The organism is Streptomyces eurythermus (genome assembly GCF_014649115.1).
Taxonomy (GTDB): domain Bacteria; phylum Actinomycetota; class Actinomycetes; order Streptomycetales; family Streptomycetaceae; genus Streptomyces; species Streptomyces eurythermus.
In genome coordinates this window covers 80,775-100,786 of record NZ_BMSK01000018.1, presented here as the reverse complement: position 1 = coordinate 100,786, position 20,012 = coordinate 80,775, and the positions used below count along the sequence as shown (strand labels likewise).

20 protein-coding genes are annotated in these 20,012 nt (G+C 72.6%); 1 reads left to right on the top strand and 19 read right to left on the bottom strand.

Translation table 11 applies throughout. The features are described 5' to 3' along the window. Positions 1-5 precede the first annotated feature (5 nt). The 11 genes from IE251_RS30500 to rpsB form a co-directional block, all read right to left on the bottom strand. Positions 6-803, bottom strand: a complete 798-nt coding sequence (locus tag IE251_RS30500) for a maleylpyruvate isomerase family mycothiol-dependent enzyme (RefSeq protein ID WP_189756201.1) — start codon at positions 801-803, stop codon at positions 6-8. Between the two features lie 22 nt (positions 804-825). Next, positions 826-1,845, bottom strand: a complete 1,020-nt coding sequence (locus tag IE251_RS30495; RefSeq protein WP_189756200.1) for an ABC transporter ATP-binding protein — start codon at positions 1,843-1,845, stop codon at positions 826-828. Beyond that, positions 1,846-3,447 carry an ABC transporter permease gene (locus IE251_RS30490; protein ID WP_189756280.1) on the bottom strand — a complete coding sequence of 534 codons (1,602 nt, stop codon included), beginning with the start codon at positions 3,445-3,447 and terminating at the stop codon, positions 1,846-1,848. Between the two features lie 47 nt (positions 3,448-3,494). Next, complete coding sequence (locus IE251_RS30485; RefSeq protein ID WP_189756199.1) at positions 3,495-4,568, bottom strand: thiamine ABC transporter substrate-binding protein; 1,074 nt, start codon at positions 4,566-4,568, stop codon at positions 3,495-3,497. Positions 4,569-4,782: 214 nt separating this feature from the next. Then, complete coding sequence (gene rlmN, locus IE251_RS30480) at positions 4,783-5,889, bottom strand: dual-specificity RNA methyltransferase RlmN (RefSeq protein WP_189756198.1); 1,107 nt, start codon at positions 5,887-5,889, stop codon at positions 4,783-4,785. Between the two features lie 49 nt (positions 5,890-5,938). Then, a complete protein-coding gene (locus IE251_RS30475; RefSeq protein ID WP_189756279.1) occupies positions 5,939-7,111 on the bottom strand; it encodes a cytochrome P450 in 1,173 nt (390 codons plus the stop codon). A 436-nt stretch (positions 7,112-7,547) separates the two neighbouring features. Beyond that, on the bottom strand, positions 7,548-8,687 hold the full coding sequence (locus IE251_RS30470) for a phosphatidate cytidylyltransferase (RefSeq protein ID WP_189756197.1): 1,140 nt from the start codon (positions 8,685-8,687) through the stop codon (positions 7,548-7,550). Further along, a complete protein-coding gene (gene frr / locus IE251_RS30465) occupies positions 8,687-9,244 on the bottom strand; it encodes a ribosome recycling factor (protein ID WP_030785071.1) in 558 nt (185 codons plus the stop codon). Before frr ends, IE251_RS30470 begins: the two co-directional genes overlap by 1 nt. Positions 9,245-9,419: 175 nt before the next feature. Further along, entirely contained in the window at positions 9,420-10,178 is a 759-nt protein-coding gene (gene pyrH / locus IE251_RS30460; RefSeq protein ID WP_189756196.1) for a UMP kinase, read from the bottom strand. Positions 10,179-10,394: 216 nt separating this feature from the next. Beyond that, positions 10,395-11,231, bottom strand: a complete 837-nt coding sequence (gene tsf / locus IE251_RS30455; protein ID WP_189756195.1) for a translation elongation factor Ts — start codon at positions 11,229-11,231, stop codon at positions 10,395-10,397. Positions 11,232-11,382: 151 nt separating this feature from the next. After that, positions 11,383-12,285, bottom strand: a complete 903-nt coding sequence (gene rpsB / locus IE251_RS30450; protein ID WP_189756194.1) for a 30S ribosomal protein S2 — start codon at positions 12,283-12,285, stop codon at positions 11,383-11,385. Between the two features lie 274 nt (positions 12,286-12,559). Here rpsB and IE251_RS30445 point away from each other — a divergent pair, with 274 nt between their 5' ends. Continuing rightward, the gene (locus tag IE251_RS30445; protein ID WP_189756193.1) at positions 12,560-13,120 is read left to right on the top strand and encodes a M23 family metallopeptidase; all 561 of its coding nucleotides are present in this window, start codon (positions 12,560-12,562) and stop codon (positions 13,118-13,120) included. A 77-nt stretch (positions 13,121-13,197) separates the two neighbouring features. On the opposite strand, the gene IE251_RS30440 is transcribed toward IE251_RS30445, so the two are convergent. From IE251_RS30440 to lepB, 8 genes are all read right to left on the bottom strand, one after another. Then, on the bottom strand, positions 13,198-13,755 hold the full coding sequence (locus tag IE251_RS30440; protein ID WP_189756278.1) for a TetR/AcrR family transcriptional regulator: 558 nt from the start codon (positions 13,753-13,755) through the stop codon (positions 13,198-13,200). A gap of 64 nt (positions 13,756-13,819) precedes the next feature. Then, on the bottom strand, positions 13,820-14,662 hold the full coding sequence (gene whiG / locus IE251_RS30435) for an RNA polymerase sigma factor WhiG (protein ID WP_189756192.1): 843 nt from the start codon (positions 14,660-14,662) through the stop codon (positions 13,820-13,822). Between the two features lie 320 nt (positions 14,663-14,982). Beyond that, positions 14,983-16,143, bottom strand: coding sequence for a DNA-processing protein DprA (dprA, locus tag IE251_RS30430; protein WP_189756191.1), 1,161 nt, complete (start codon positions 16,141-16,143; stop codon positions 14,983-14,985). Beyond that, positions 16,140-17,765, bottom strand: coding sequence for a YifB family Mg chelatase-like AAA ATPase (locus IE251_RS30425; protein WP_189756190.1), 1,626 nt, complete (start codon positions 17,763-17,765; stop codon positions 16,140-16,142). The genes dprA and IE251_RS30425 overlap by 4 nt, the downstream gene beginning before the upstream one ends. Further along, complete coding sequence (locus tag IE251_RS30420; RefSeq protein ID WP_189756189.1) at positions 17,766-18,128, bottom strand: YraN family protein; 363 nt, start codon at positions 18,126-18,128, stop codon at positions 17,766-17,768. Between the two features lie 126 nt (positions 18,129-18,254). Next, positions 18,255-18,563 (bottom strand): DUF2469 domain-containing protein, encoded by a 309-nt coding sequence (locus IE251_RS30415; RefSeq protein ID WP_014675276.1) that lies wholly within the window; start codon positions 18,561-18,563, stop codon positions 18,255-18,257. A gap of 55 nt (positions 18,564-18,618) precedes the next feature. Next, the gene (locus tag IE251_RS30410; protein WP_189756277.1) at positions 18,619-19,086 is read right to left on the bottom strand and encodes an NUDIX hydrolase; all 468 of its coding nucleotides are present in this window, start codon (positions 19,084-19,086) and stop codon (positions 18,619-18,621) included. Positions 19,087-19,210: 124 nt separating this feature from the next. Further along, positions 19,211-19,993, bottom strand: coding sequence for a signal peptidase I (gene lepB / locus IE251_RS30405; RefSeq protein ID WP_189756188.1), 783 nt, complete (start codon positions 19,991-19,993; stop codon positions 19,211-19,213). Positions 19,994-20,012: the final 19 nt, after the last annotated feature.

The window sequence follows — 20,012 nt, the reverse complement described above, 5'->3', positions numbered from 1 at the left end:
CGGTCTCAGCCGAACGTGGCCCGCTCCAGCCAGAACTCCAGCAGCTCCCGGTCGCCCAGCACCTCCAGACCCGGGCCGTCCAGCGGCAGCCGGCGGTAGAAGGCGAGCAGCACGGAGGTGAGCGGGCCGCGCAGGGCGACCGTGGCCTTCTCGTGCCCGCGCCGCCAGCGCACACCGTCCGGGCCCAGCTCGACGAGCCATTCGGCGTTCAGGGCCGGGTCGGCGTCGGTGGCGTGCAGGTGGAGGGAGCGGCCGGGCCCGCGCAGCTCGCGCGCCCGCTCGTCGGCCGTGTTGCGCTGCACCCACTCCACGACCTGGAACCACTCGTCCAGCGCGTCCGCCGCGACGTCCGGCGCGACCTCGTAGGGCAGTCCGGCGGCGAGCGTGGCGTCGGCGCGGTGCACGGTGATCTCGTGCGTCATCCGGCGGGCCCAGAAACCGGCGGTCGGCGCCCAGCCCCAGCTCCACACCCCGGCGTCCGGGCCGGCCTCGCGCAGCGCGCCGACGACCCGCTCCCCGGCGTCCGCGAGCCAGGCGTCCAGCGCCGCCGCGTCCCCGCGCCGCTCCGGCCCGCCGAACAGCGGGACCCGCTCGTCCGGGATGTTCTCCCGGGCCCGGCCGCGCACCAGGGCGTCCACCCAGCGCAGGGCGCCGCCCAGGTGCCGTACGAGGTCCTCCAGCGACCAGTCGGGGCAGGTCGGCACGGTCGCGGACAGGTCGGCGCCGGAGGTCACCACGGCCCTCAACCGGCCGACCTGGTGGGTGATCTCGTCGCAGTAGCGGTCATGGGTGAGTACGGACATGGCCTCACCCTAGGGCGAACGATCAGTCCAGTACGGCGATTTCCGCCGCGTCGAACTCCACGCCGACCGAGGCGCCGGGCTCGGGCGCGTCCCGCAGCGCGCAGGCCGCCTCCAGCCGCGGGCCGTCCGCCGGCTGGAGGTGGACGGCCACATGGGAGCCCTTGAACGTGCGGGCGGTCACCGTGCAGGACAGGCCCTGGTCGGCGGGAACCAGCCGGACCCCGGCCGGGCGGACCAGGACCGTACGGCCGCCCTGTGCCGAGCCGTCGGGCACCGGCAGTTTGCCCCAGGGGCTGTCGGCGGCCGTGCCGGCGACCGTCGCCGGCACCACGTTCTCGAAGCCGAGGAAGCGGGCCACGAACGCGTCGGCGGGCCGCTGCCACACCTCGACGGGCGTCCCGGACTGCGCGATCCGCCCGTCGCGCATCACCACCACCCGGTCGGCCAGCGCGAACGCCTCGCCCTGGTCGTGGGTCACGGCGAGCACGGTGGTGCCCAGCCGGCCGAACAGCTCCCGCAGTTCCACCACGAGGCGTTCGCGCAGCGAGCGGTCGAGCTGGCCGAGCGGCTCGTCCAGCATGAGCAGCCGGGGCCGGGGGGCGAGCGCCCGGGCGAGGGCCACGCGCTGCTGCTCACCGCCGGACAGGGCGGCCACGGCCCGCCGCGCGGCCCCCGGCAGACCGACCAGGTCCAGCAACCGGCCCACCTCGGCGTCCCGTTCGCGCCGGGCGACGCCGTGCATGCGCAGCCCGAAGGCCACGTTGGCGCCGACGTCCCGCTGCGGGAACAGCTGGTGGTCCTGGAACATCAGGCCGACGTCGCGCCGGTGCGCGGGCACCCCGTTCTGGTCCCGGCCGTCGAGCAGCACCCGCCCGGAGTCCAGGGGTTGCAGCCCGGCGACCACCCGGAGCAGGGTCGACTTCCCGCTGCCGCTGGGCCCGAGCACACACACCACCTCGTGCTCGGCGACCTCGAGGCCGACCCGGTCCAGGGCGGCCCGCCCGCCGAAACGCACGGTCGCGGCATCCAGGCTCAGCAGCATCTAGAACTCCCCCGTCCGGTCGGTGCGCAGCCGCTCCAGGACGAGCAGCGCGACGGCGCACACCACCATCAGAATGGTCGAAAGGGCCATCGCCTGGCCGTAGTTGAGATCGCCGGGGCGGCTGAGCAGCCGGGCCACGGCGACCGGCAGCGTGGGGTTGTCGGGCCGGGCGATGAACACGGTCGCCCCGAACTCGCCGAGCGACACGGCGAACGCGAAGCCGGCCGCGACCAGCAGCGCCCGCCGCACCAGTGGCAGGTCCACCTCCCGCCACACCCGCCAGGGCGAGGCCCCGAGCACGGCCGCGGCCTCCCTGAGGCGTACGTCCACCGCGCGCAGCACGGGCAGCATGGTGCGTACGACGAAGGGGGCGCCGACGAGGGCCTGGGCGAGCGGCACCAGGAACCAGGACTGGCGCAGGTTCAGCGGCGGTTCGTCGAGGGCGATCAGGAAGCCGAAGCCGACGGTGACGGCGGACACGCCGAGCGGCAGCATCAGCAGCGCGTCGAAGCCCCGTACCAGCCGTCCGGCGTCCCGGCGGGCCAGCGCGGCGGCGGCGAGGCCGCCGATGACGACGGCGATGGCGGTGGCGGCGACGGCGTACTGGAGCGAGGTCCACACCGCGTGCACGGGCGCCACCAGGAACGTACCGCCGTCCGCGTCGGTCAGCGCCCGGTAGTAGCCGAGGCCGGGTGCGTCGAGGGAGCGGCGGACGAGGACACCGAGCGGCAGCACCAGCAGCAGGGCGACGGTGGCGAGGACGGCGGCGAGCAGCGCCCACTGCCCGGCCCCGCGCGGCCGGCGGGCGGTGACGGAGGCGTCGACCAGGCGCAGCGCGGTCTCCCGCCGCCGTACCGTCCAGGCGTGCACGGCGAGGATCGCGCCGACGGCGGCGAACTGGACCAGGGTGAGGACGGCGGCCGTGCCCAGGTCGAAGGTCTCGGAGGTCTGCCGGTAGATCTCCACCTCGATGGTGGAGAAGGTGGGGCCGCCGAGGATCTGCACGACGCCGAAGGAGGTGAAGGTGAACAGGAACACCATCAGGGCGGCGGCGGCCACGGCGGGCCCGAGCGCCGGCAGGGTGACCCGGCGCCAGGCCGTGAGCGGCGAGGCGCCCAGCATGCGGGCGGCCTCCTCCTGCCGGGGGTCGAGCTGGGCCCACAGCCCGCCGACGGTGCGGACGACGACCGCGTAGTTGAAGAAGACGTGGGCGAGCAGGATCGCCCACACCGTGGTGTCCAGCCGTACCCCCCACAGCTCGTCCAGCAGGCCGCCCCGCCCGACCAGGGCGAGGAAGGCGCTGCCGGCGACGACGGTCGGCAGCACGAACGGCACCGTGACGACGGCCCGCAGCACGTGTCTGCCGGGGAAGTCGAGCCGGGCGAAGACATAGGCGGCGGGCAGGGCGAGCAGCAGGGTGAGCGCGGTGGAGGCGAGCGCCTGCCAGGTGGTGAACCACAGCACGTGCCGGATGTCGGGGCGGGTGACGACGTCCGCGATCCGCCCGAGCTGCCAGCTGCCGTCCGTCCTCAGCCCGCGGGTGACGATCGCGGCGACGGGCCAGGCGAAGAACAGCGCGAAGAACGCGACGGGCAGGGCCATCAGCCCGAGCCGCGCCGCGCTCCCGCGCCGGCCCCGCGCCTTGGCGGTCACTTCAGTACGAGCGACGTCCACGAGGAGACCCACTGGTCGCGGTTGGCGGCGATCTTGTCGGGGGCCAGGGTCTCGGGGTCCTTGGCGGCCGGACCGTACTCGGTGAAGTCGGCGGGCACGGCGGCGCCCTCCACGACCGGGTAGACGAACATGTTCAGCGGCATGTCCTGCTGGAACTCCCGGGTGAGCAGGAAGTCGAGGAGTGCCTTGCCGCCCTCGGGGTTCTTCGCGTTGCTCAGCAGCCCGGCGTACTCGGTCTGCCGGAAGCAGGTGCCGTCGGCCACCCCGGTCGGGGCGGTGGCGGGCCGCTTCTTGGCGTAGATCACCTCGGCGGGCGGGGAGGAGGCGTACGACACCACCAGCGGCCGGTCGCCGCCGGCCTTCCTGCCCTCGGAGGAGCCGGAGAACTCCTGGTAGTACGCCTGCTCCCAGCCGTCGACGACCTTCACGCCGTTGGCCTTGAGCTTCTTCCAGTACTCCGGCCAGCCCCGGTCGCCGAACTTCGCGGCGCTGCCGAGCAGGAAGCCGAGGCCCGGCGAGGAGGTGGCCGCGTTCTCGGTGACGAGGAGGTTCTTGTACGCGGGATCGGCGAGGTCGGCGAAGGACCGCGGCGGGGTCAGCTTGTGCGCGCTGAACCATGCCTTGTCGTAGTTGACGCAGATGTCGCCGGTGTCGACGGGCGTGACCCGGTGCTTGTCCTGGTCGACGCGGTTCTCCGGCCGGACGGAGCCGGCGCCCTTCGGCTCGTAGGGCTGGAACAGTCCGTTGTCCAGGGCGCGGGAGAGCAGGGTGTTGTCGACGCCGAAGAAGACGTCGCCCTGCGGGTTGTCCTTGGTCAGGATCGCCTTGTTGACGGCCTGCCCGGCGTCGCCGTCCTTGAGCACCCGGAGCTTGTACCCGGACCGCTTCTCGAAGTCCTTGACGACGCTCTTGGAGACGTTCCACGAGTCGTGGCTGACGAGGGTGACGGTCTTGGGGTCCGAGGACGACCCGGAGTCCGTCGCCCCGCACGCGGACAGCGCGAGCAGGCCGAGCCCCGCCGCCACGGCCACGAGGGTCTTGTTGTGCACTGGATGTCCTCCTGGGGGTTGGCCAGGAAGAGACGCGGCCCTGCCCGGACCGCCGCGCGGGCGGCCCGGGCAGGGCGCAACAGCTTGAGTGATGACCGAACTTCCTACCCAGAATGACCTGGGCGAGGTTCAGAGGGTCTGCGGCCCGGTTGCCGCACTCTCAGCGCTGTGGCGCTCCCCTGTCGGAATATGAAGATATGTGGACCTGGTCAGATTACCGCTCGGTGGCCGCGAGCTGACCACAGGCTCCGTCGATCTCCTGACCACGGGTGTCCCGGATGGTGACGGCCACACCATGGGCGGCGATGGCCTCCACGAACGCCTTCTCGTCCTCCGGCCGGGACGCCGTCCACTTCGACCCCGGAGTGGGGTTGAGCGGGATGAGGTTGACGTGCACGGGCTTGCCCTTGAGCAGCCGGCCGAGCCGGTCGCCGCGCCACGCCTGGTCGTTGATGTCCCGGATCAGCGCGTACTCGATGGACAGCCGGCGGCCCGACCTCTCGGTGTACTCGAAACCGGCGTCCAGCACCTCGCGCACCTTCCACCGCGTGTTCACGGGGACGAGGGTGTCGCGCAGCTCGTCGTCGGGGGCGTGCAGGGAGATCGCCAGCCGGCACTTGAAGCCCTCGTCGGCGAACCGGTGGATGGCCGGGACCAGGCCGACGGTGGAGACGGTGATCCCGCGCTGGGAGAGCCCGAGCCCGTCCGGGGCGGGGTCGGTGAGCGCCCGGATGGCCCCGACGACCCGGTTGTAGTTGGCGAGCGGCTCGCCCATCCCCATGAAGACGATGTTGGACAGCCGCGCGGGCCCGCCGGGCACCTCGCCGTCGCGCAGCGCCCGCATGCCGTCCACGATCTGGTGGACGATCTCCGCGGTGGACAGGTTCCGGTCCAGTCCCGCCTGCCCGGTCGCGCAGAACGGGCAGTTCATGCCGCAGCCGGCCTGCGAGCTGATGCACATGGTCACCCGGTCCGGGTAGCGCATCAGCACCGACTCCACCAGCGTGCCGTCGAACAGCCGCCACAGCGTCTTGCGGGTGGTGCCCTCGTCGGTGGACAGATGGCGGACGACGGTCATCAGCTCCGGGAACAGCGCTTCCTGCAGCTTGGCGCGCGCACCGGCGGGGATGTCGGTCCACTGCTCCGGGTCGTGCGTGTACCGCGCGAAGTAGTGCTGCGAGAGCTGCTTGGCACGGAACGGCTTCTCACCGATCCCGGCCACCGCTTCCTTGCGCTCGGCGGGCGTGAGGTCGGCGAGATGCCGCGGCGGCTTCTTGGCTCCGCGCGGCGCGACGAAAGTGAGTTCTCCGGGCTTGGGCATGGTGCATCCAGTGTCGCAGATCCATTGGAGTGGCCCGGAAAGCCCGTCCTCACCAGGTCACCGGCAGGGTCCTCGGGCCGCGGATCAGGCCCCGGCGCTGGAACTCGACCTCCTCGGGAGGCACGGCCAGCCGGAGGGCGGGGAAGCGGGCGAGGACGGCTCCGATCACGACCTCGGCCTCCATGCGGGCCATGACGGCGGCCAGGCAGTGGTGCGGGCCGTGGCCGAAGGCCAGGTGGGCGAGGTGGTCCCGGTCGAAGTCCAGGGCGTCGGGGTCGGGGAACGCGCGGGGATCGCGGTTGGCGGCCAGATAGGCGTTGTAGACCACGTCACCGGCGCGGATCAGCCGGCCGCCGACCTCGACGTCCTCGGTGGCGATCCGGGGGATGCCGACGCCGTTGCGGTGCGGGACATAGCGGAACAGCTCCTCCACGGCCCGGGGCAGCAGCTCCGGCTCGCGGCGCAGCCGGTCCAGGCGCGCGGGGTGGGTGAGCAGCGCGTACATCATAGAGGCGCTGTTGTTGCGGACCGCGTGGCCGCCGCTGACCTGGACGGCGATCGCGAGGGAGACCGCCTCGTCGTCGGTGATCTCGCCCTCGGCGGCGGCCCGCGCCAGCACCCCGGCCAGGTCCTCGCGGGGTTCCTCGCGGCGGCGCCGGAGCAGTCCGGCGATCCGCTCCCGGGTCGCCCTCGCGGCCTGCCGGGCGCGTTCCCCGGAGTCCGCGCCCGCCGACAGCAGGGCCTCGCCGGTCGCGGCCCAGTCCTGCCGGTCCTCCTCGGCCACGCCGAGGAAGTCGCGGAGGACGGCGAGCGGGAACGGGCCGTGCAGATGCTCCATGAGGTCGGCCGGGGCGCCGGCGCTCGCCATCCCGTCGAGCAGCTCGGCGGCCCTGCGCTCGGCGAGCGGACGCAGCCGCCGCATGCTCCGCCCGGTGAACGCGCGGGCGACGACCCGGCGCAACCGGGTGTGCCGGGGCGGGTCGACGTACTGCAGGCCGGCCGTCTGCGAGGCGACCGGCACTGGGCGCATGGTGGTGACCTCGCGGCCTCCGACCCGTTCCCGGGAGAAGCGCGGGTCGGAGGTGACGAACCGGACGTCCTCGTACCGGGTGACCAGCCAGGCCCAGCCCTCTCCGAACGGCAGCCGGATCCGGGCGACGGGCTCCGCACGCAACAGCTCGTCCAGAAGCGGATCGGGGTCGAGCCCGGGCAGATCGTCCACGGGCCAGAACCGCACGGGCGGGGCGGTGGCGGGGGCGGGGGCGGGAGCCGGAGGCGTGGGTGCGGCGGGCTCTGGGGGCTTGGGGACGGCGGGGGACGTCGAACCGGACGCTGGGCAGGTGGAGACGCGGGCGGGGGACACCGAGCCGGACGCCGGACACACGGAGACGGAGGCCGGGCACACGGACGCGGAGGCGGGGGCGGGGTCGAGGGGCATCGGGCACACTCCCTGCTGCGGCGCCGGGCGGCGGAGCGGCCGCCGTCCTGTGAGGAGTCTGCCGGGCGCGGCACCGGGCCGCCGATTCCTGCTGCGGCATCCGGGTACGGACCGCCCCGCGGTCACGACGCGCCGCTACGACGACGGCCCCCGCCCTGCTGCGACACAGGACGGGGGCCGGGAAGCCGTACCGCTCACACGGAGCCGGCGGAGAGCGAAGTCACGCCGAGCCGACGAAGACCACCAGCAGCAGCCACACCACCGGAGCCGTGGGCAGCAGCGAGTCCAGACGGTCCATGATGCCGCCGTGGCCGGGGAGCAAGGTGCCCATGTCCTTGATGCCCAGGTCGCGCTTGATCATGGATTCGCCGAGGTCGCCCAGCGTGGCGCTGGCCGCGACCGCGAGACCCAGCAGCAGGCCCTGCCACCAGGCTCCGCCGTCGATCAGGAACTGCATGCACAGCGCGCCCGCCACCATCGCGAACAGCACCGCGCCCAGCAGGCCCTCGCGGGTCTTGCCGGGGCTGATGCGCGGGGCGAGCTTGTGCTTGCCGAAGCGCCAGCCGACCGCGTAGGCGCCGGTGTCGCTGACGACCGTCAGCAGCAGGAAGGTCAGCACCCGCCAGGGACCGTCGTCGGCGGCGAGCAGCAGCGCGACGAACGTGGCCAGGAAGGGCACGTAGAACGCGGCGAAGACACCGGCCGTGACGTCCTTGAGGTAGCCCTCCGGCCGTTCCGTCATGCGCCAGACCAGGGTGGCCAGGGCGGTGAGGGCCATGGCCACCCACGCGCCCTCGGCACCGCGCACATAGCCGGCGACGACCATGGCCGCGCCGCCCACCGCGAGCGGCACGAGCGGCGCCCTGATCTCCTTGCGCTCCTTGAGCCTGCTGGTCAGCTCCCACAGCCCGACCACGACGGCGATCGCTATCACGCCGACGAACACGGCCTTGACGATGAACAGGGACGCGACGATCACCACACCGAGCCCGACGCCGACCCCTATGGCCGCGCTCAGGTCCCGGCCCGCGCTCTTCTTCTGCGGTGCCGGTGCCGGCGGCGGCTGCGGGACGTCGGACATGGGCTCCGGGTTCTGGGTCTCGGCCGGGAGCTCCCGGGCCTGGAACGTCTCGTCTCGGAACGGGGGGCCGCTCAGCCGAGCGGCCCCCCGGTCGTCGTCCTGGTCTCCGCCGTACGCGGGGCCGTCGGGCACGATGGGCATGGGGCGAGTCTGCTGCGCCTCAGGCGCATCGTACGCGGGACCCGCCGGGGCAGCCCCCTGGAGGGGCCCGCCCACGGTGGACCCCCAGTAGCCGGCCTGCCCCGCCGGTGGCGGCGCCCCCCAGGAAGAGTCGCTCATCAGACTTCGAGCAGCTCCGCTTCCTTGTGCTTCAGGAGCTCGTCCACCTGAGCGACGTACTTCGCCGTCAGATCGTCGAGGTCCTTCTCCGCACGGCGGCCCTCGTCCTCACCGATCTCGCCGTCCTTGACGAGCTTGTCGATGGCGTCCTTGGCCTTGCGGCGCACGGAGCGGATGGAGACCTTCGCGTCCTCGCCCTTGCCCTTGGCGACCTTGATGTACTCGCGGCGGCGCTCCTCGGTCAGCTCGGGGAACACCACCCGGATGATGTTGCCGTCGTTGCTGGGGTTGACGCCCAGGTCGGAGTCGCGGATCGCCTGCTCGATGTTGCGCAGCGCGCTCTTGTCGAACGGGGTCACGACCGCCATGCGCGGCTCCGGCACGGAGAACGAGGCCAGCTGGTTGATCGGCGTCGGGGCACCGTAGTAGTCGGCCACGATCTTGTTGAACATCGCCGGGTGCGCACGGCCGGTGCGGATCGCGGCGAAGTCCTCCTTGGCGACCACGACGGCCTTCTCCATCTTCTCCTCGGCTTCGAGGAGGGTCTCTTCGATCACCACTTGCTCCTGCGTGTCTTGAGTAAGGCCCGGCTGCGGTTCCTGGGTCGGTCGGCGGCCGGCTGCGTCGCGTCTTCTTCCTGCACGGTTCCCGACCGGCAGGACATTGTCCATCCCCCGGCCGGGGTCCGGCCCCCTCACAGGGCCGCACATCACCGGCCGGGTTGATCCCGGGTCAGTCCCGGCTGCCCTGGTCACCCACCAGCGTGCCGATCTTCTCACCCTTGACGGCGCGGGCGATATTGCCCTCCGCGAGAAGCTCGAAGACGAGGATCGGGAGCCTGTTGTCCCGGCACAGCGTGATGGCGGTGGCGTCGGCGACCTTGAGATCCCGGGTGATGACCTCGCCGTAGCCGAGCGCGTCGAACTTGACGGCGTCGGGGTTGGTCTTGGGGTCGGAGTCGTAGACCCCGTCCACGCCGTTCTTGCCCATGAGCAGCGCCTCGGCGTCGATCTCCAGGGCGCGCTGGGCGGCGGTGGTGTCGGTGGAGAAGTAGGGCATGCCCATACCGGCGCCGAAGATGACCACGCGGCCCTTCTCCAGGTGGCGCACGGCGCGCAGCGGGATGTACGGCTCGGCGACCTGGCCCATGGTGATGGCGGTCTGCACGCGGGACTGGATGCCCTCCTTCTCCAGGAAGTCCTGGAGGGCGAGGCAGTTCATCACGGTGCCGAGCATGCCCATGTAGTCGGAGCGGGCGCGGTCCATGCCGCGCTGCTGGAGTTCGGCGCCGCGGAAGAAGTTGCCGCCGCCGATGACGACCGCGATCTGGGCGCCGTCACGCACGACGGCCGCGATCTCACGGGCGATCTTGTGCACCACGTCCGGGTCGACGCCCAGGCCCCCGCCACCGGAGAAGGCCTCTCCGGACAGCTTCAGCAGAAACCGGCCGGGTACTTTGCCGTCGTCGCTCTTCTGGGCCTTGGTGGTCATGGGGGATCCCGCCTCTTTCACGTGTTGCACATACGAAGAAGGCCATTGCCGATGGGGTCGCTTTTCGCTCCCATGCGCGGCAATGGCCTCCTCGTCAGATCTGCTGCCGTCCGCCGCACGCCAGGGTGTGGCGATGGGGACGGACGACTGCGGTCGACCCTATCGGGAATTCCTCGCGGAATTCCCTTGGGGTCGCGCGTCGATCGCGGTACGGACTCAGATGCCGACCTTGATGCGCGAGAAGCGCTTCAGGGTGACACCGGCCTCGTCCAGAACCTTCTGGACCGACTTCTTGTTGTCCAGCGCGTACGGCTGGCCGAGCAGCGTGGCGTCCTTGAAGAAGCCGTTCAGACGACCCTCGACGATCTTGGCGATCGCGGCCTCGGGCTTGCCCTCGGCGCGGGTGGTCTCCTCGGCGATACGGCGCTCGGACTCGACGACGTCCGCCGGCACGTCCTCCTTGGCCAGGTACTTCGGCGCGAAGGCGGCGATGTGCTGCGCGACGCCCTTGGCGACCTCGGCGTTCGGCTTGTCGAGCTCGACCAGGACACCGATCTGCGGGGGCAGGTCGGGCATGGTGCGGTGCATGTAGGCGGTGACGTAGCCGTCGGAGAACTGCGCGAAGCGGTCCAGGACGATCTTCTCGCCGAGGTTGGCGTTGGCCTCGTCCACGAACGCCTGGACGGTCTTGCCGGGCTCGATCTCGGAGGCCAGCAGCGCCTCGATGTCGGCCGGGCTCGTCTTGGCGACGTGCTCGGCGATGGCGTTGGCCACGGCCTGGAACTTCTCGCCCTTGGCGACGAAGTCCGTCTCGCACTTCAGCTCGACCAGGACGCCGGAGGAGTTGTCGTCGGCGATGATGGAGACCACGGCGCCGTTCTCGGCGGAGCGGCCCTCGCGCTTGGCGACGCCCTTCTGGCCCTTGATGCGCAGCGCCTCGACGGCCTTCTCGACGTTGCCCTCGGCCTCGTCCAGCGCCTTCTTGCAGTCCATCATGCCGGCGCCGGTGAGCTCACGGAGCTTCTTGACGTCGGCGGCGGTGTAGTTCGCCATGAGTCTGTGAGTCTTTCTCGAAGTCTGGGAGATCCAAGGTCAGGGTGATCTGCGTTCCCCATGTAGCTGTGGGTCCGCGACGCGCCCTCGACCTACGGGTGAACAGCGGGGGCGGACTTCATGTCGCCGCCCCCGCCATCAACTCTGACGGTCAGGCCTGCTCGCCCTCGGCGGCCGGCGCCTCGGCGGCGGGGGCCTCCGCGGCGGGGGCCTCCGCGGCGGGGGCCTCGGCGGCCGGAGCCTCGGCAGCGGCGTCGGCGGCCGGAGCCTCCTCGGCCTTCTTCTCGCCCTCCAGCAGGTCGCGCTCCCACTCGGCGAGCGGCTCGCCCGCGGCCTTCTCACCCTTGTCACCGGCGGCCACGCCGGAACGGGCGATGAGGCCCTCGGCGACGGCGTCGGCGATCACACGGGTGAGCAGGGTGACGGAGCGGATCGCGTCGTCGTTGCCCGGGATCTTGTAGTCGACCTCGTCGGGGTCGCAGTTGGTGTCGAGGATCGCGACGACCGGAATGTTGAGCTTCCGGGCCTCACCAACGGCGATGTGCTCCTTCTTGGTGTCCACGATCCAGACGGCGCTGGGCACCTTCTGCATCTCGCGGATACCGCCGAGGGTCTTCTCCAGCTTGGCCTTCTCGCGGGAGAGGACCAGCAGCTCCTTCTTGGTCAGACCGGAGGCCGCGACGTCCTCGAAGTCGATCTGCTCCAGCTCCTTGAGGCGCTGCAGACGCTTGTAGACGGTCGAGAAGTTGGTGAGCATGCCGCCCAGCCAGCGCTGGTTGACGTAGGGCATGCCGACGCGGGTGGCCTGCTCGGCGATGGCCTCCTGCGCCTGCTTCTTCGTGCCGACGAACATGACCGTGCCGCCGTGGGCGACGGTCTCCTTGACGAACTCGTAGGCGCGGTCGATGTACGACAGCGACTGGAGCAGGTCGATGATGTAGATGCCGTTGCGCTCGGTGAAGATGAAGCGCTTCATCTTCGGGTTCCAGCGACGGGTCTGGTGACCGAAGTGGACGCCGCTCTCCAGCAGCTCCCGCATCGTGACGACGGCCATGGCCGTTTCTCCTTGGTGTTCTCGGTTGTGCCGCGTCCGCCGGACGGCGGTCGCGCCTGACGCCCGCGACGCGCCGTGCCGCGAAGGACCGAGGGGCGCTTGGTAGGAACCGTTGCCGGCCGCCGTACCGGGGCGTGCGAAGTCGACCCGGTGACCCGGATCGCCAGAAGAAGTGTACGGGACCGACGGAGTACCGGGTGACCGCACTGTCCACAACCGGCGAGTAGTCCACAGGCTCCGGCCCCGGTCGGCGCGGTGCGGGACGGTGTACGGCATGCGCTACGTGACCTTGTGGACGGCCCTGCCGCTGGTGCTGGCGGCGGCCCTGCTCACCCCTCTGGCCTGGGCCGACGCCCCTCCCCCGGCCCCGCCGACGGCCCCCGGGCCCCGGGTGCCGGCCCTCGCCCGCGCCTGGCCGGTCGGCACCCGTCCCCCGGTGCTGCGCGGCTGGCAGCCGCCGCCGACGGTCTACGGCCCCGGGCACCGGGGAGTGGACCTGGCGGCCCCGCCGGGCTCGCCCGTGCGCGCGGTGGCCCCCGGCCGGGTGCTGTTCGCGGGCCGGGTGGCGGGCCGGGGCGTGCTCTCGCTGGAGGTGCGGGGAACGGACCTGCGGACGACGTACGAGCCGGTACGGGCCTCGGTGGGCGCGGGCGACGAGGTGGGCGCGGGCGAGGTGGTCGGGACGCTGGAGGCGGGCGCCCACTGCGGCCCTGCGTCCTGTGTCCACTGGGGCCTGCTGCGGGGCGGGACCTATCTGGACCCGCTGTCGCTGCTGCCCCCGTGGCTGCTGAACGGGGGGCCGTCGAGGCTGCTGCCCGTCCCGCCGGCCGCCTGACCGTGGGGCGCGGGCAGCGGGTGGTGCGGGCAGGTCGGTGACGCGGCTGCCGCGCGTGCGGCCGGGCCCGGCCGGGGTCAGCCCTTGACGCCCCGCAGAGCCATGTTCACGGCGGCCTCCGTCACCACCGCGGGATCCTCGGCGGCGCCCAGCTCGATGCGCCGCACGGCCGCGTCCACCACGCCCTGCACCAGCATCGCCGCCAGCCGGGGCTGCTCGTGTCCCAGTTCCCCGAGCGCCGCCACGATCATCGCGATCAGGCCCCCGTGGGCCGCCCGGATCTTCTCCCGCGCCCCGGCGTCCAGTTCGCTCGCGGAGATGGCCACCACGGCCCGGTGCCGCCGGTCGCCGACCAGCGCGAGCTGCCGGCGCACATACGCCTCGACCTTGCCCGCGGGCGAGTCGGCCCGCTCCATCGCCGCCTCGACCTCCGCCGCCCACACCGGGAAGTCGACCGCGCACAGCTCCTCGACCACCGCGGCCCGGGAGCGGAAGTACTCGTACACGGACGACCGCGCCAGTCCCGTCCGCTCGGCCAGCGCGGGAAAGGTCAGCGCCTCCGTCCCGCCCTCGGACAGCAGGGTCCGAGCCGCGTCCAGCAGGGCGGCTCGCTGCATCGACCGGTGTTCGGCCACGGAGGCCGCTCGAATCCTTGGCACGCCGACCACTTTACGGACCCGCCCCGGCGAACGGGAGGACTCACCGGCCGAAGGCGGCCAGCTTGGCCCGCAGCTGGAGCACGGACTTGGTGTGGATCTGACTGACCCGGCTCTCGGTGACGCCGAGGACATTGCCGATCTCGGCGAGGGTGAGCCCCTCGTAGTAGTAGAGGGTGACGACGGTCTTCTCCCGCTCGGGCAGGGTGTTGATCGCCCGGGCCAGGAAGCGCCGCAGTTCCCGGTCCTCGGCCACCTCCACCGGGTTGTCGGCGGCGGTGTCCTCCAGCGTGTCCATCAGGCTGAGCCGGTCCCCGCCCTCGCCGCCGACGTGCAGCAGCTCCTCCAGGGCGACCACGTTGGCCAGCGACAGCTGGCTGAACACGGCGTGCAGTTCGTCGACCTCCATGCCCAGCTCGGCGGCGACCTCGCTCTCCGTCGGCGTCCGCCGCAGCCGCGCCTCCAGGGTGGCGTAGGCACGCTCGACGTTGCGCGCCTTCTGCCGCACCGAGCGCGGGATCCAGTCCAGCGCCCGCAGCTCGTCGATCATGGCGCCGCGGATCCGGGTGATCGCGTACGTCTCGAACTTGATCTCCCGGTCGATGTCGAACTTCTCGATCGCGTCGATCAGCCCGAACACCCCCGAGGAGACGAAGTCGGCCTGCTCCACATTGGGCGGCAGCCCGACGCTGACCCGGCCCGCCACGTACTTGACCAGCGGCGAGTAGTGCAGGATCAGTTGCTCCCGCAGCCGGTCGTCCCCCGTCGCCTTGTACGACCGCCACAGCTCGTCGAGCGTCGAGGGTGCGGGCGGTCGGGCGCTGCCACCGTCGCGGGCGGCTGGGGGGATCGCCGCCCGGTCGGACCCGGAGGTGTGCTGGGGCATTCGTCGCCTTGTGCCGTTCTGCCGTGAAGTGCCGTGATGTGCTGTGAAGTGGGAGGGAGTGGGGTCGGTGCGGAGAAGGGGGCTGACTGGGTGAGGTGTCGGTCTGATGTCGGGTTGACGCGGTCTGCGTCGCACCTTCGTGAGCGTAGCGTGACTGCGGAGTCGCGGTGTGCGAACAAGACGGCTCCACTCGTGCGCGGGGGCTCACGCCGGGCGGGTGACCGGGGGCCATGGTTCGCTCTGCGTGACCGGCCGGATGTGTCAACTCCGGGAAACCCCAAGGCTGTCGGGGGTTCCCCCGGACGGCCGAACACGGTCGGTCAGCACGGCGGGTGACCATCGCGGACCGAGATCACCGCCTGGCGTGTCAACTTCCAGCCATCGCCGTGTCGTTCGACATAGCCAAGCGCTCGGAGCTCGTACAGCCTCGCGATCGCGTCCTCCCGGGTGGTGCGCGCGCCGAGCGCGATCTCCTCCACGGGTGCGGCGCGGCCCGCGGGCAGGGCGGCGAGCACCCCGCGGGCGTGCGGGTCCAGCAGGTCGCGCGGGAGCACCGGGCCGCGCCGGACGGGTGCGAGATCGCCCATGGCGCCGACGAGTTCGATGATCTCGGCGGCGTCGGTGACCACGGTGGCCTCGCCGCGCAGCAGGTCGTGCACGCCCGCGGAGAGGGCGCTGGTGACCGGTCCGGGCACGCCCATGGTGAACCGGCCGAGGCGCTGTGCGGCCCGCGCGGTGGCCAGCGAGCCGCTGCGGCGGGCGGCCTCCACGACGACGGTGCCCCGGGTCAGCGCGGCGATGACGCGGTTGCGGAGGATGAACCGGCTGGGGGTCGGGTGATCGCCGGGTGGCAGCTCGCCGACCACCAGTCCCTGGTGGGCGATCCGGCCGATCAGCGCGGCGTGGCCGCGGGGGTAGGGCTGGTCGACACCGCAGGCCAGGACAGCGACGGTGGCGCCGCGGGCGGCGAGGGCGCCCCGGTGGGCGGCGCCGTCGATGCCGTAGGCACCGCCCGACACCACCACCCAGCCGTGCTCGGCGAGGCCGGCGGCGAGGGTGGCCGCGGTGTGGGTGCCGTACTCGGTGCAGGCGCGGGCGCCGACCACGGCGACGGAGCGCAGCGCCCACATCCGCAGGCTGGGCCGGCCGCGCACCCACAGTCCGAGGGGCCGGCCGTCACCGAGGTCGTCGAGCTGGCGGGGCCACTCGCCGTCCCCCGGGCACACGAACCGCGCCCCGGCGGCCCGGGCGAGCGCGAGATCCCGCTCCGGCTCGGCCCGCCCGGCCCGCGCGAGCAGCCCCGCCCACCGGGTGGCGGTGACCCCCGGCAGGGCCTCACCCCCACGGCGCAGCCGCCGCACCACCTCCCCCACCCCGAACTCCCGCACCCACCGCCCCGCGGCCTCGTCCCCCGGCTCGACGACCCGCGCGAGAAGGACACGGCCGAGCAGTTCGTCTCCGGGGTCCCGCGCGCCGGTCATGTGAACGCCCCGATGGCCATCGGCACCCCTCGCGGGACGCCGGTGCGCAGGTGCAGGGCCAGGGCGACATCGGTCGCGTCCGGGCGGTCGTGCCCGACGAGGTCGGCGATCGTCCAGGCGACGCGCAGCACCCGGTCGATGCCGCGGGCGGTGAGCACGCCGCGCTCCAGGCTGCGTTCGGCCTCGTCCATCGCCCCGGCGGCGGCGTGGTACCGGCTGCGCAGTTCACGGCCGGGCACTTCGCTGTTGGTGCGCCACGGCGTGCCTGCGAGGCGGGCCGCCGCCCGCTCCCGGGCCTGCCGTACCCGGTCGGCCACGGTCGCCGTGGACTCCCCCCGGGCGCCGGGCTCGGTGAGCTGGGCCCGGGTGACCGGGTCGACCTCCACCCGGAGGTCCACCCGGTCCAGCAGCGGTCCGGACAGCCGGGACTGATAGCGGCGGATCGCCGACGGCGGGCACTCGCACAGCGAGTCGCGGAGCGAGAAGCGGCCACAGGGGCAGGGGTTGGCCGCCAGGACCATCAGGAACCTCGCCGGGAACCGGACCACGCCGGCGCTGCGCGCGATCACGACGTGCCCCGACTCCAGCGGCTGTCGCAAGGCGTCCAGGGTCTGGCTGTGGAACTCGGGGGCCTCGTCCAGGAAGAGCACGCCCCGGTGGGCCAGGGACACCGCCCCGGGCCGGGCGATGCCGGGGCCGCCGCCGACGAGCGACTGCATCGTGGCCGAGTGGTGGGGCGCGCAGTAGGGAGCGACGTCGATGAGCGGCTTGCCCGGTGGCAGCAGGCCGGCGACCGAGTGCACCGCCGTGACCTCCAGTGAGTCCTCCCGGGTGAGCCGTGGAAGGACCGCGGGCAGGCGTTCGGCGAGCATGGTCTTGCCCGCGCCTGGCGGGCCCTCCAGGAACAGGTGGTGTCCGCCCGCCGCGGCCACCTCCACGGCCGTGCGGGCGGCGGTCTGCCCCACGACGTCGGCCAGGTCGTGATCGTGGTCGTGCTGTGCGGCGCCCACGCTGTGTATGCCGGTGGCCGCGCCGGTGCCCGGCACGCGCAGCCCGGCCAGCAGGGGGTCGGGCCGGCCCGGCCCGTCCGGTTCCTCCTCGGGTACGGGTTCCTCGGCGAGGACCGCGATGAGCTGGCGCAGGCTGCGGACCCCGAGCACGGACACACCGGGGACGAGTGAGGCCTCGGCGGCGGCGCACTCGGGGACGACCACCTGCTCGTATCCCGCGTCGGCCGCCGCGAGGACGGCCGGCAGGATGCCCCGGACCGGCCGCACCCGGCCGTCCAGTCCCAGCTCTCCGATCATGACGATGTCGGCGAGGACACGGGGATCGATCCGTTCGGCGGCGCCGAGCACCGCGCAGGCGACGGCCAGGTCGAAGCCCGAGCCGGCCTTGGGCACCGACGCCGGGCTGAGGCCCACGGTGAGTTTCTTGGACGGCCAGGTCGCGCCCGAGTTCACCACCGCCGCTCGTACCCGGTCGCGGCTTTCCGTCAGGCTTTTGTCCGGGAGGCCGACCAGGGCGAAGGCCGCCACTCCGGGTTCCAGGTCGGCCTGGACCTCGACGACCACGCCCTCGACGCCCACCAGGGCGACGGAGCAGGTGCGGGCGAACGCCATTCAGGCCACCCCCCGCGCGTGCTCGACGGAGGGCGCGCCCCGGCGGGGCAGGACGACGCCGACCAGGTCGATGCGGACGCCGCCCGGCGGAGCCCCTCCGTGGGCCTGGACCCAGTGTTCGGCGAGGGCCCGCAGCCTGGCCGCCTTCTCGGGGGTCACCGCGGCCATCGGATGCTCGTACGCACCGCCCCTGCGGGTCTTCACCTCGCAGATGACGAGCGCGTCCCCGTCCCGCGCCACGATGTCGATCTCGCCGGACCGTCCACTGCGCCAGTTGCGCTCCAGGATGGTCATGCCGGCCTCGGCGAGCCGCCGGGCGGCCAGGTCCTCGCCGTATTTGCCGATTGCCTCACGTGCGTTCATGTCGGCACCTCCTCCGGCGCCAACCGTCGCGCGTTCCGAGCCCCGATGTTGATCTTGGGGGACTACTCGGCGGTTGTGGAAAACTCCGTCACCCGAACGGGTGGCGTTCCATGAAGCCGCAGGTCATCAGCCGCCCGGCAGCTCCAGATCGCTCTTGTTCAGCTCCTCGATGTTCACGTCCTTGAACGTCAGGACGCGCACCTGCTTGACGAAGCGAGCCGGCCGGTACATGTCCCAGACCCAGGCGTCGGCCATGGTGACCTCGAAGAACACCTCGCCCTGAACCGAGTGCACCTGCATCTCGTAGTCGTTGGTGAGATAGAAACGCCGCTCGGTCTCGATCACGTATTTGAACAGACCGACGACATCTCGGTACTCCCGGTAGAGCTTCAGCTCCATCTCGGTCTCGTACTTTTCGAGGTCCTCGGCGCTCATGGCATGTTCCCCTTCAGCCGTGCGTCCCACCATTGTGCGCCAGTCCGACGATCCCTCAGACGATTTCCGTGTCGAGGGTCACGGGCCTGGCGGGGGGACCTTCGACGAGCAGCGTGCGCAGCAGCTCGGCGAGTCTGGTCGGATACACCGTCTCATGCGCCCGGGCCAGTTCCCCACACGTCCACCAGCGCGCTCCGGCGACGCTGCGCCGCTCCAGCTCCGTCAGTCCCGTCGCCGCGGTGGCCGTCTGGCTGGTGCGGGCCAGGTAGTACCACTCGTCCTGGTCCCAGCGGCGGCCCGCGAACGGGAACGAGCAGCGCCGCCGCCACAGCACGGGGCCCAGTTCGACCTCGGTGATGCCAGTCTCCTCCGCGAGTTCCCGCAGCGCGGCCTCCTCGCGCGTCTCGGTGCCCTCCAGTCCCCCGCCGGGCGTGAACCACCAGTCGTCGGCCGGGTCGTCCGGCTCGTGTCCGTGCAGGAGGAGGATGCGGTCCCGGGGGTCGAGCAGCACCACCCGGGCCACCTTGCGGGGGCCGCCCGCACCCTCGTACGTCCGGTCGTCCTCGTGCGTCCGGTCGTCGTCGTACGGGCCGTCGTCACCGTACGGGCGTTCGTCACCGTGCGGCTCCCCCGCAGGCCGCGTCGTCTCAGCGGGCACCGGCCGTCTCCGTACGGGTCGTGGCGGTGCGGGAGCGGCCGAGGCGGGCCGCGACCGGGCCGTAGGCGCCGCCGCCGAGGACCAGGACCGCGCCGGCCACGATCAGCACCTCGATGGTGCGCAGCGGGCCCGGCTCGGAGAGGGCGCCCAGCGTCTCGAAACCGGTGGGGCGCTTGAGCATGCCCTTCCAGGGCCAGACGATGGCGTCCACACGGGCCGAGACCGCGTCGCGGGAGACGGTGCCCCGCGCCGCCTCGGTGAGGTGGGCGGTGGAGTCCAGGGAGCCCTGGCGTTCGTCGCCGAGGAGGAAGAGCCGGCCCTCGGGGACGGTCACCGTGCCGAAGCCCTGGAGCTCGGCCAGGCTGCCCTTGGGCAGATAGGGCTCCTCGATCGGCTTGCCGTCGACGGTCAGCTTGCCGTCGGTGCAGCAGGAGACGGTGTCCCCGCCCACGGCGACCACGCGCTTGACCACCTTGGAGTCGGCGACCCAGTTCTTGTCCTCGAAGACGACCACGTCACCGCGTCGCACCTCGTCACCGTCGACCCGCTGGGCCAGCACCCGGTCGCCGATGGCGATGGTGGGCGACATGGAGCCGGTCGGGACGGTGTAGGGCCGGTAGACCAGCGCCGCCCACGCGAAGCCGCCGAGGAACATCACCAGCCCCAGCGCCACCGCCAGTCCGGACAGCCGCTGCCCGAGCCGGCCGCCGCCGGCCCGTGCCGTGCCGGTGCCGCCCGACGGGGCCGTACGCGTCATGCTCTCGCCACCCATGGACCCGCACCCTACCCGG

Bases quoted from the DNA above. Each gene is read 5' to 3' on its own strand.
- IE251_RS30500 (WP_189756201.1), bottom strand. From the start codon at position 803: ATGTCCGTACTCACCCATGACCGCTACTGCGACGAGATCACCCACCAG.
- IE251_RS30495 (WP_189756200.1), bottom strand. From the start codon at position 1,845: ATGCTGCTGAGCCTGGATGCCGCGACCGTGCGTTTCGGCGGGCGGGCC.
- IE251_RS30490 (WP_189756280.1), bottom strand. From the start codon at position 3,447: ATGGCCCTGCCCGTCGCGTTCTTCGCGCTGTTCTTCGCCTGGCCCGTC.
- rlmN (WP_189756198.1), bottom strand. From the start codon at position 5,889: ATGCCCAAGCCCGGAGAACTCACTTTCGTCGCGCCGCGCGGAGCCAAG.
- IE251_RS30470 (WP_189756197.1), bottom strand. From the start codon at position 8,687: ATGAGCGACTCTTCCTGGGGGGCGCCGCCACCGGCGGGGCAGGCCGGC.
- pyrH (WP_189756196.1), bottom strand. From the start codon at position 10,178: ATGACCACCAAGGCCCAGAAGAGCGACGACGGCAAAGTACCCGGCCGG.
- tsf (WP_189756195.1), bottom strand. From the start codon at position 11,231: ATGGCGAACTACACCGCCGCCGACGTCAAGAAGCTCCGTGAGCTCACC.
- rpsB (WP_189756194.1), bottom strand. From the start codon at position 12,285: ATGGCCGTCGTCACGATGCGGGAGCTGCTGGAGAGCGGCGTCCACTTC.
- IE251_RS30445 (WP_189756193.1), top strand. From the start codon at position 12,560: ATGCGCTACGTGACCTTGTGGACGGCCCTGCCGCTGGTGCTGGCGGCG.
- whiG (WP_189756192.1), bottom strand. From the start codon at position 14,662: ATGCCCCAGCACACCTCCGGGTCCGACCGGGCGGCGATCCCCCCAGCC.
- dprA (WP_189756191.1), bottom strand. From the start codon at position 16,143: ATGACCGGCGCGCGGGACCCCGGAGACGAACTGCTCGGCCGTGTCCTT.
- IE251_RS30425 (WP_189756190.1), bottom strand. From the start codon at position 17,765: ATGGCGTTCGCCCGCACCTGCTCCGTCGCCCTGGTGGGCGTCGAGGGC.
- IE251_RS30420 (WP_189756189.1), bottom strand. From the start codon at position 18,128: ATGAACGCACGTGAGGCAATCGGCAAATACGGCGAGGACCTGGCCGCC.
- IE251_RS30415 (WP_014675276.1), bottom strand. From the start codon at position 18,563: ATGAGCGCCGAGGACCTCGAAAAGTACGAGACCGAGATGGAGCTGAAG.
- lepB (WP_189756188.1), bottom strand. From the start codon at position 19,993: ATGGGTGGCGAGAGCATGACGCGTACGGCCCCGTCGGGCGGCACCGGC.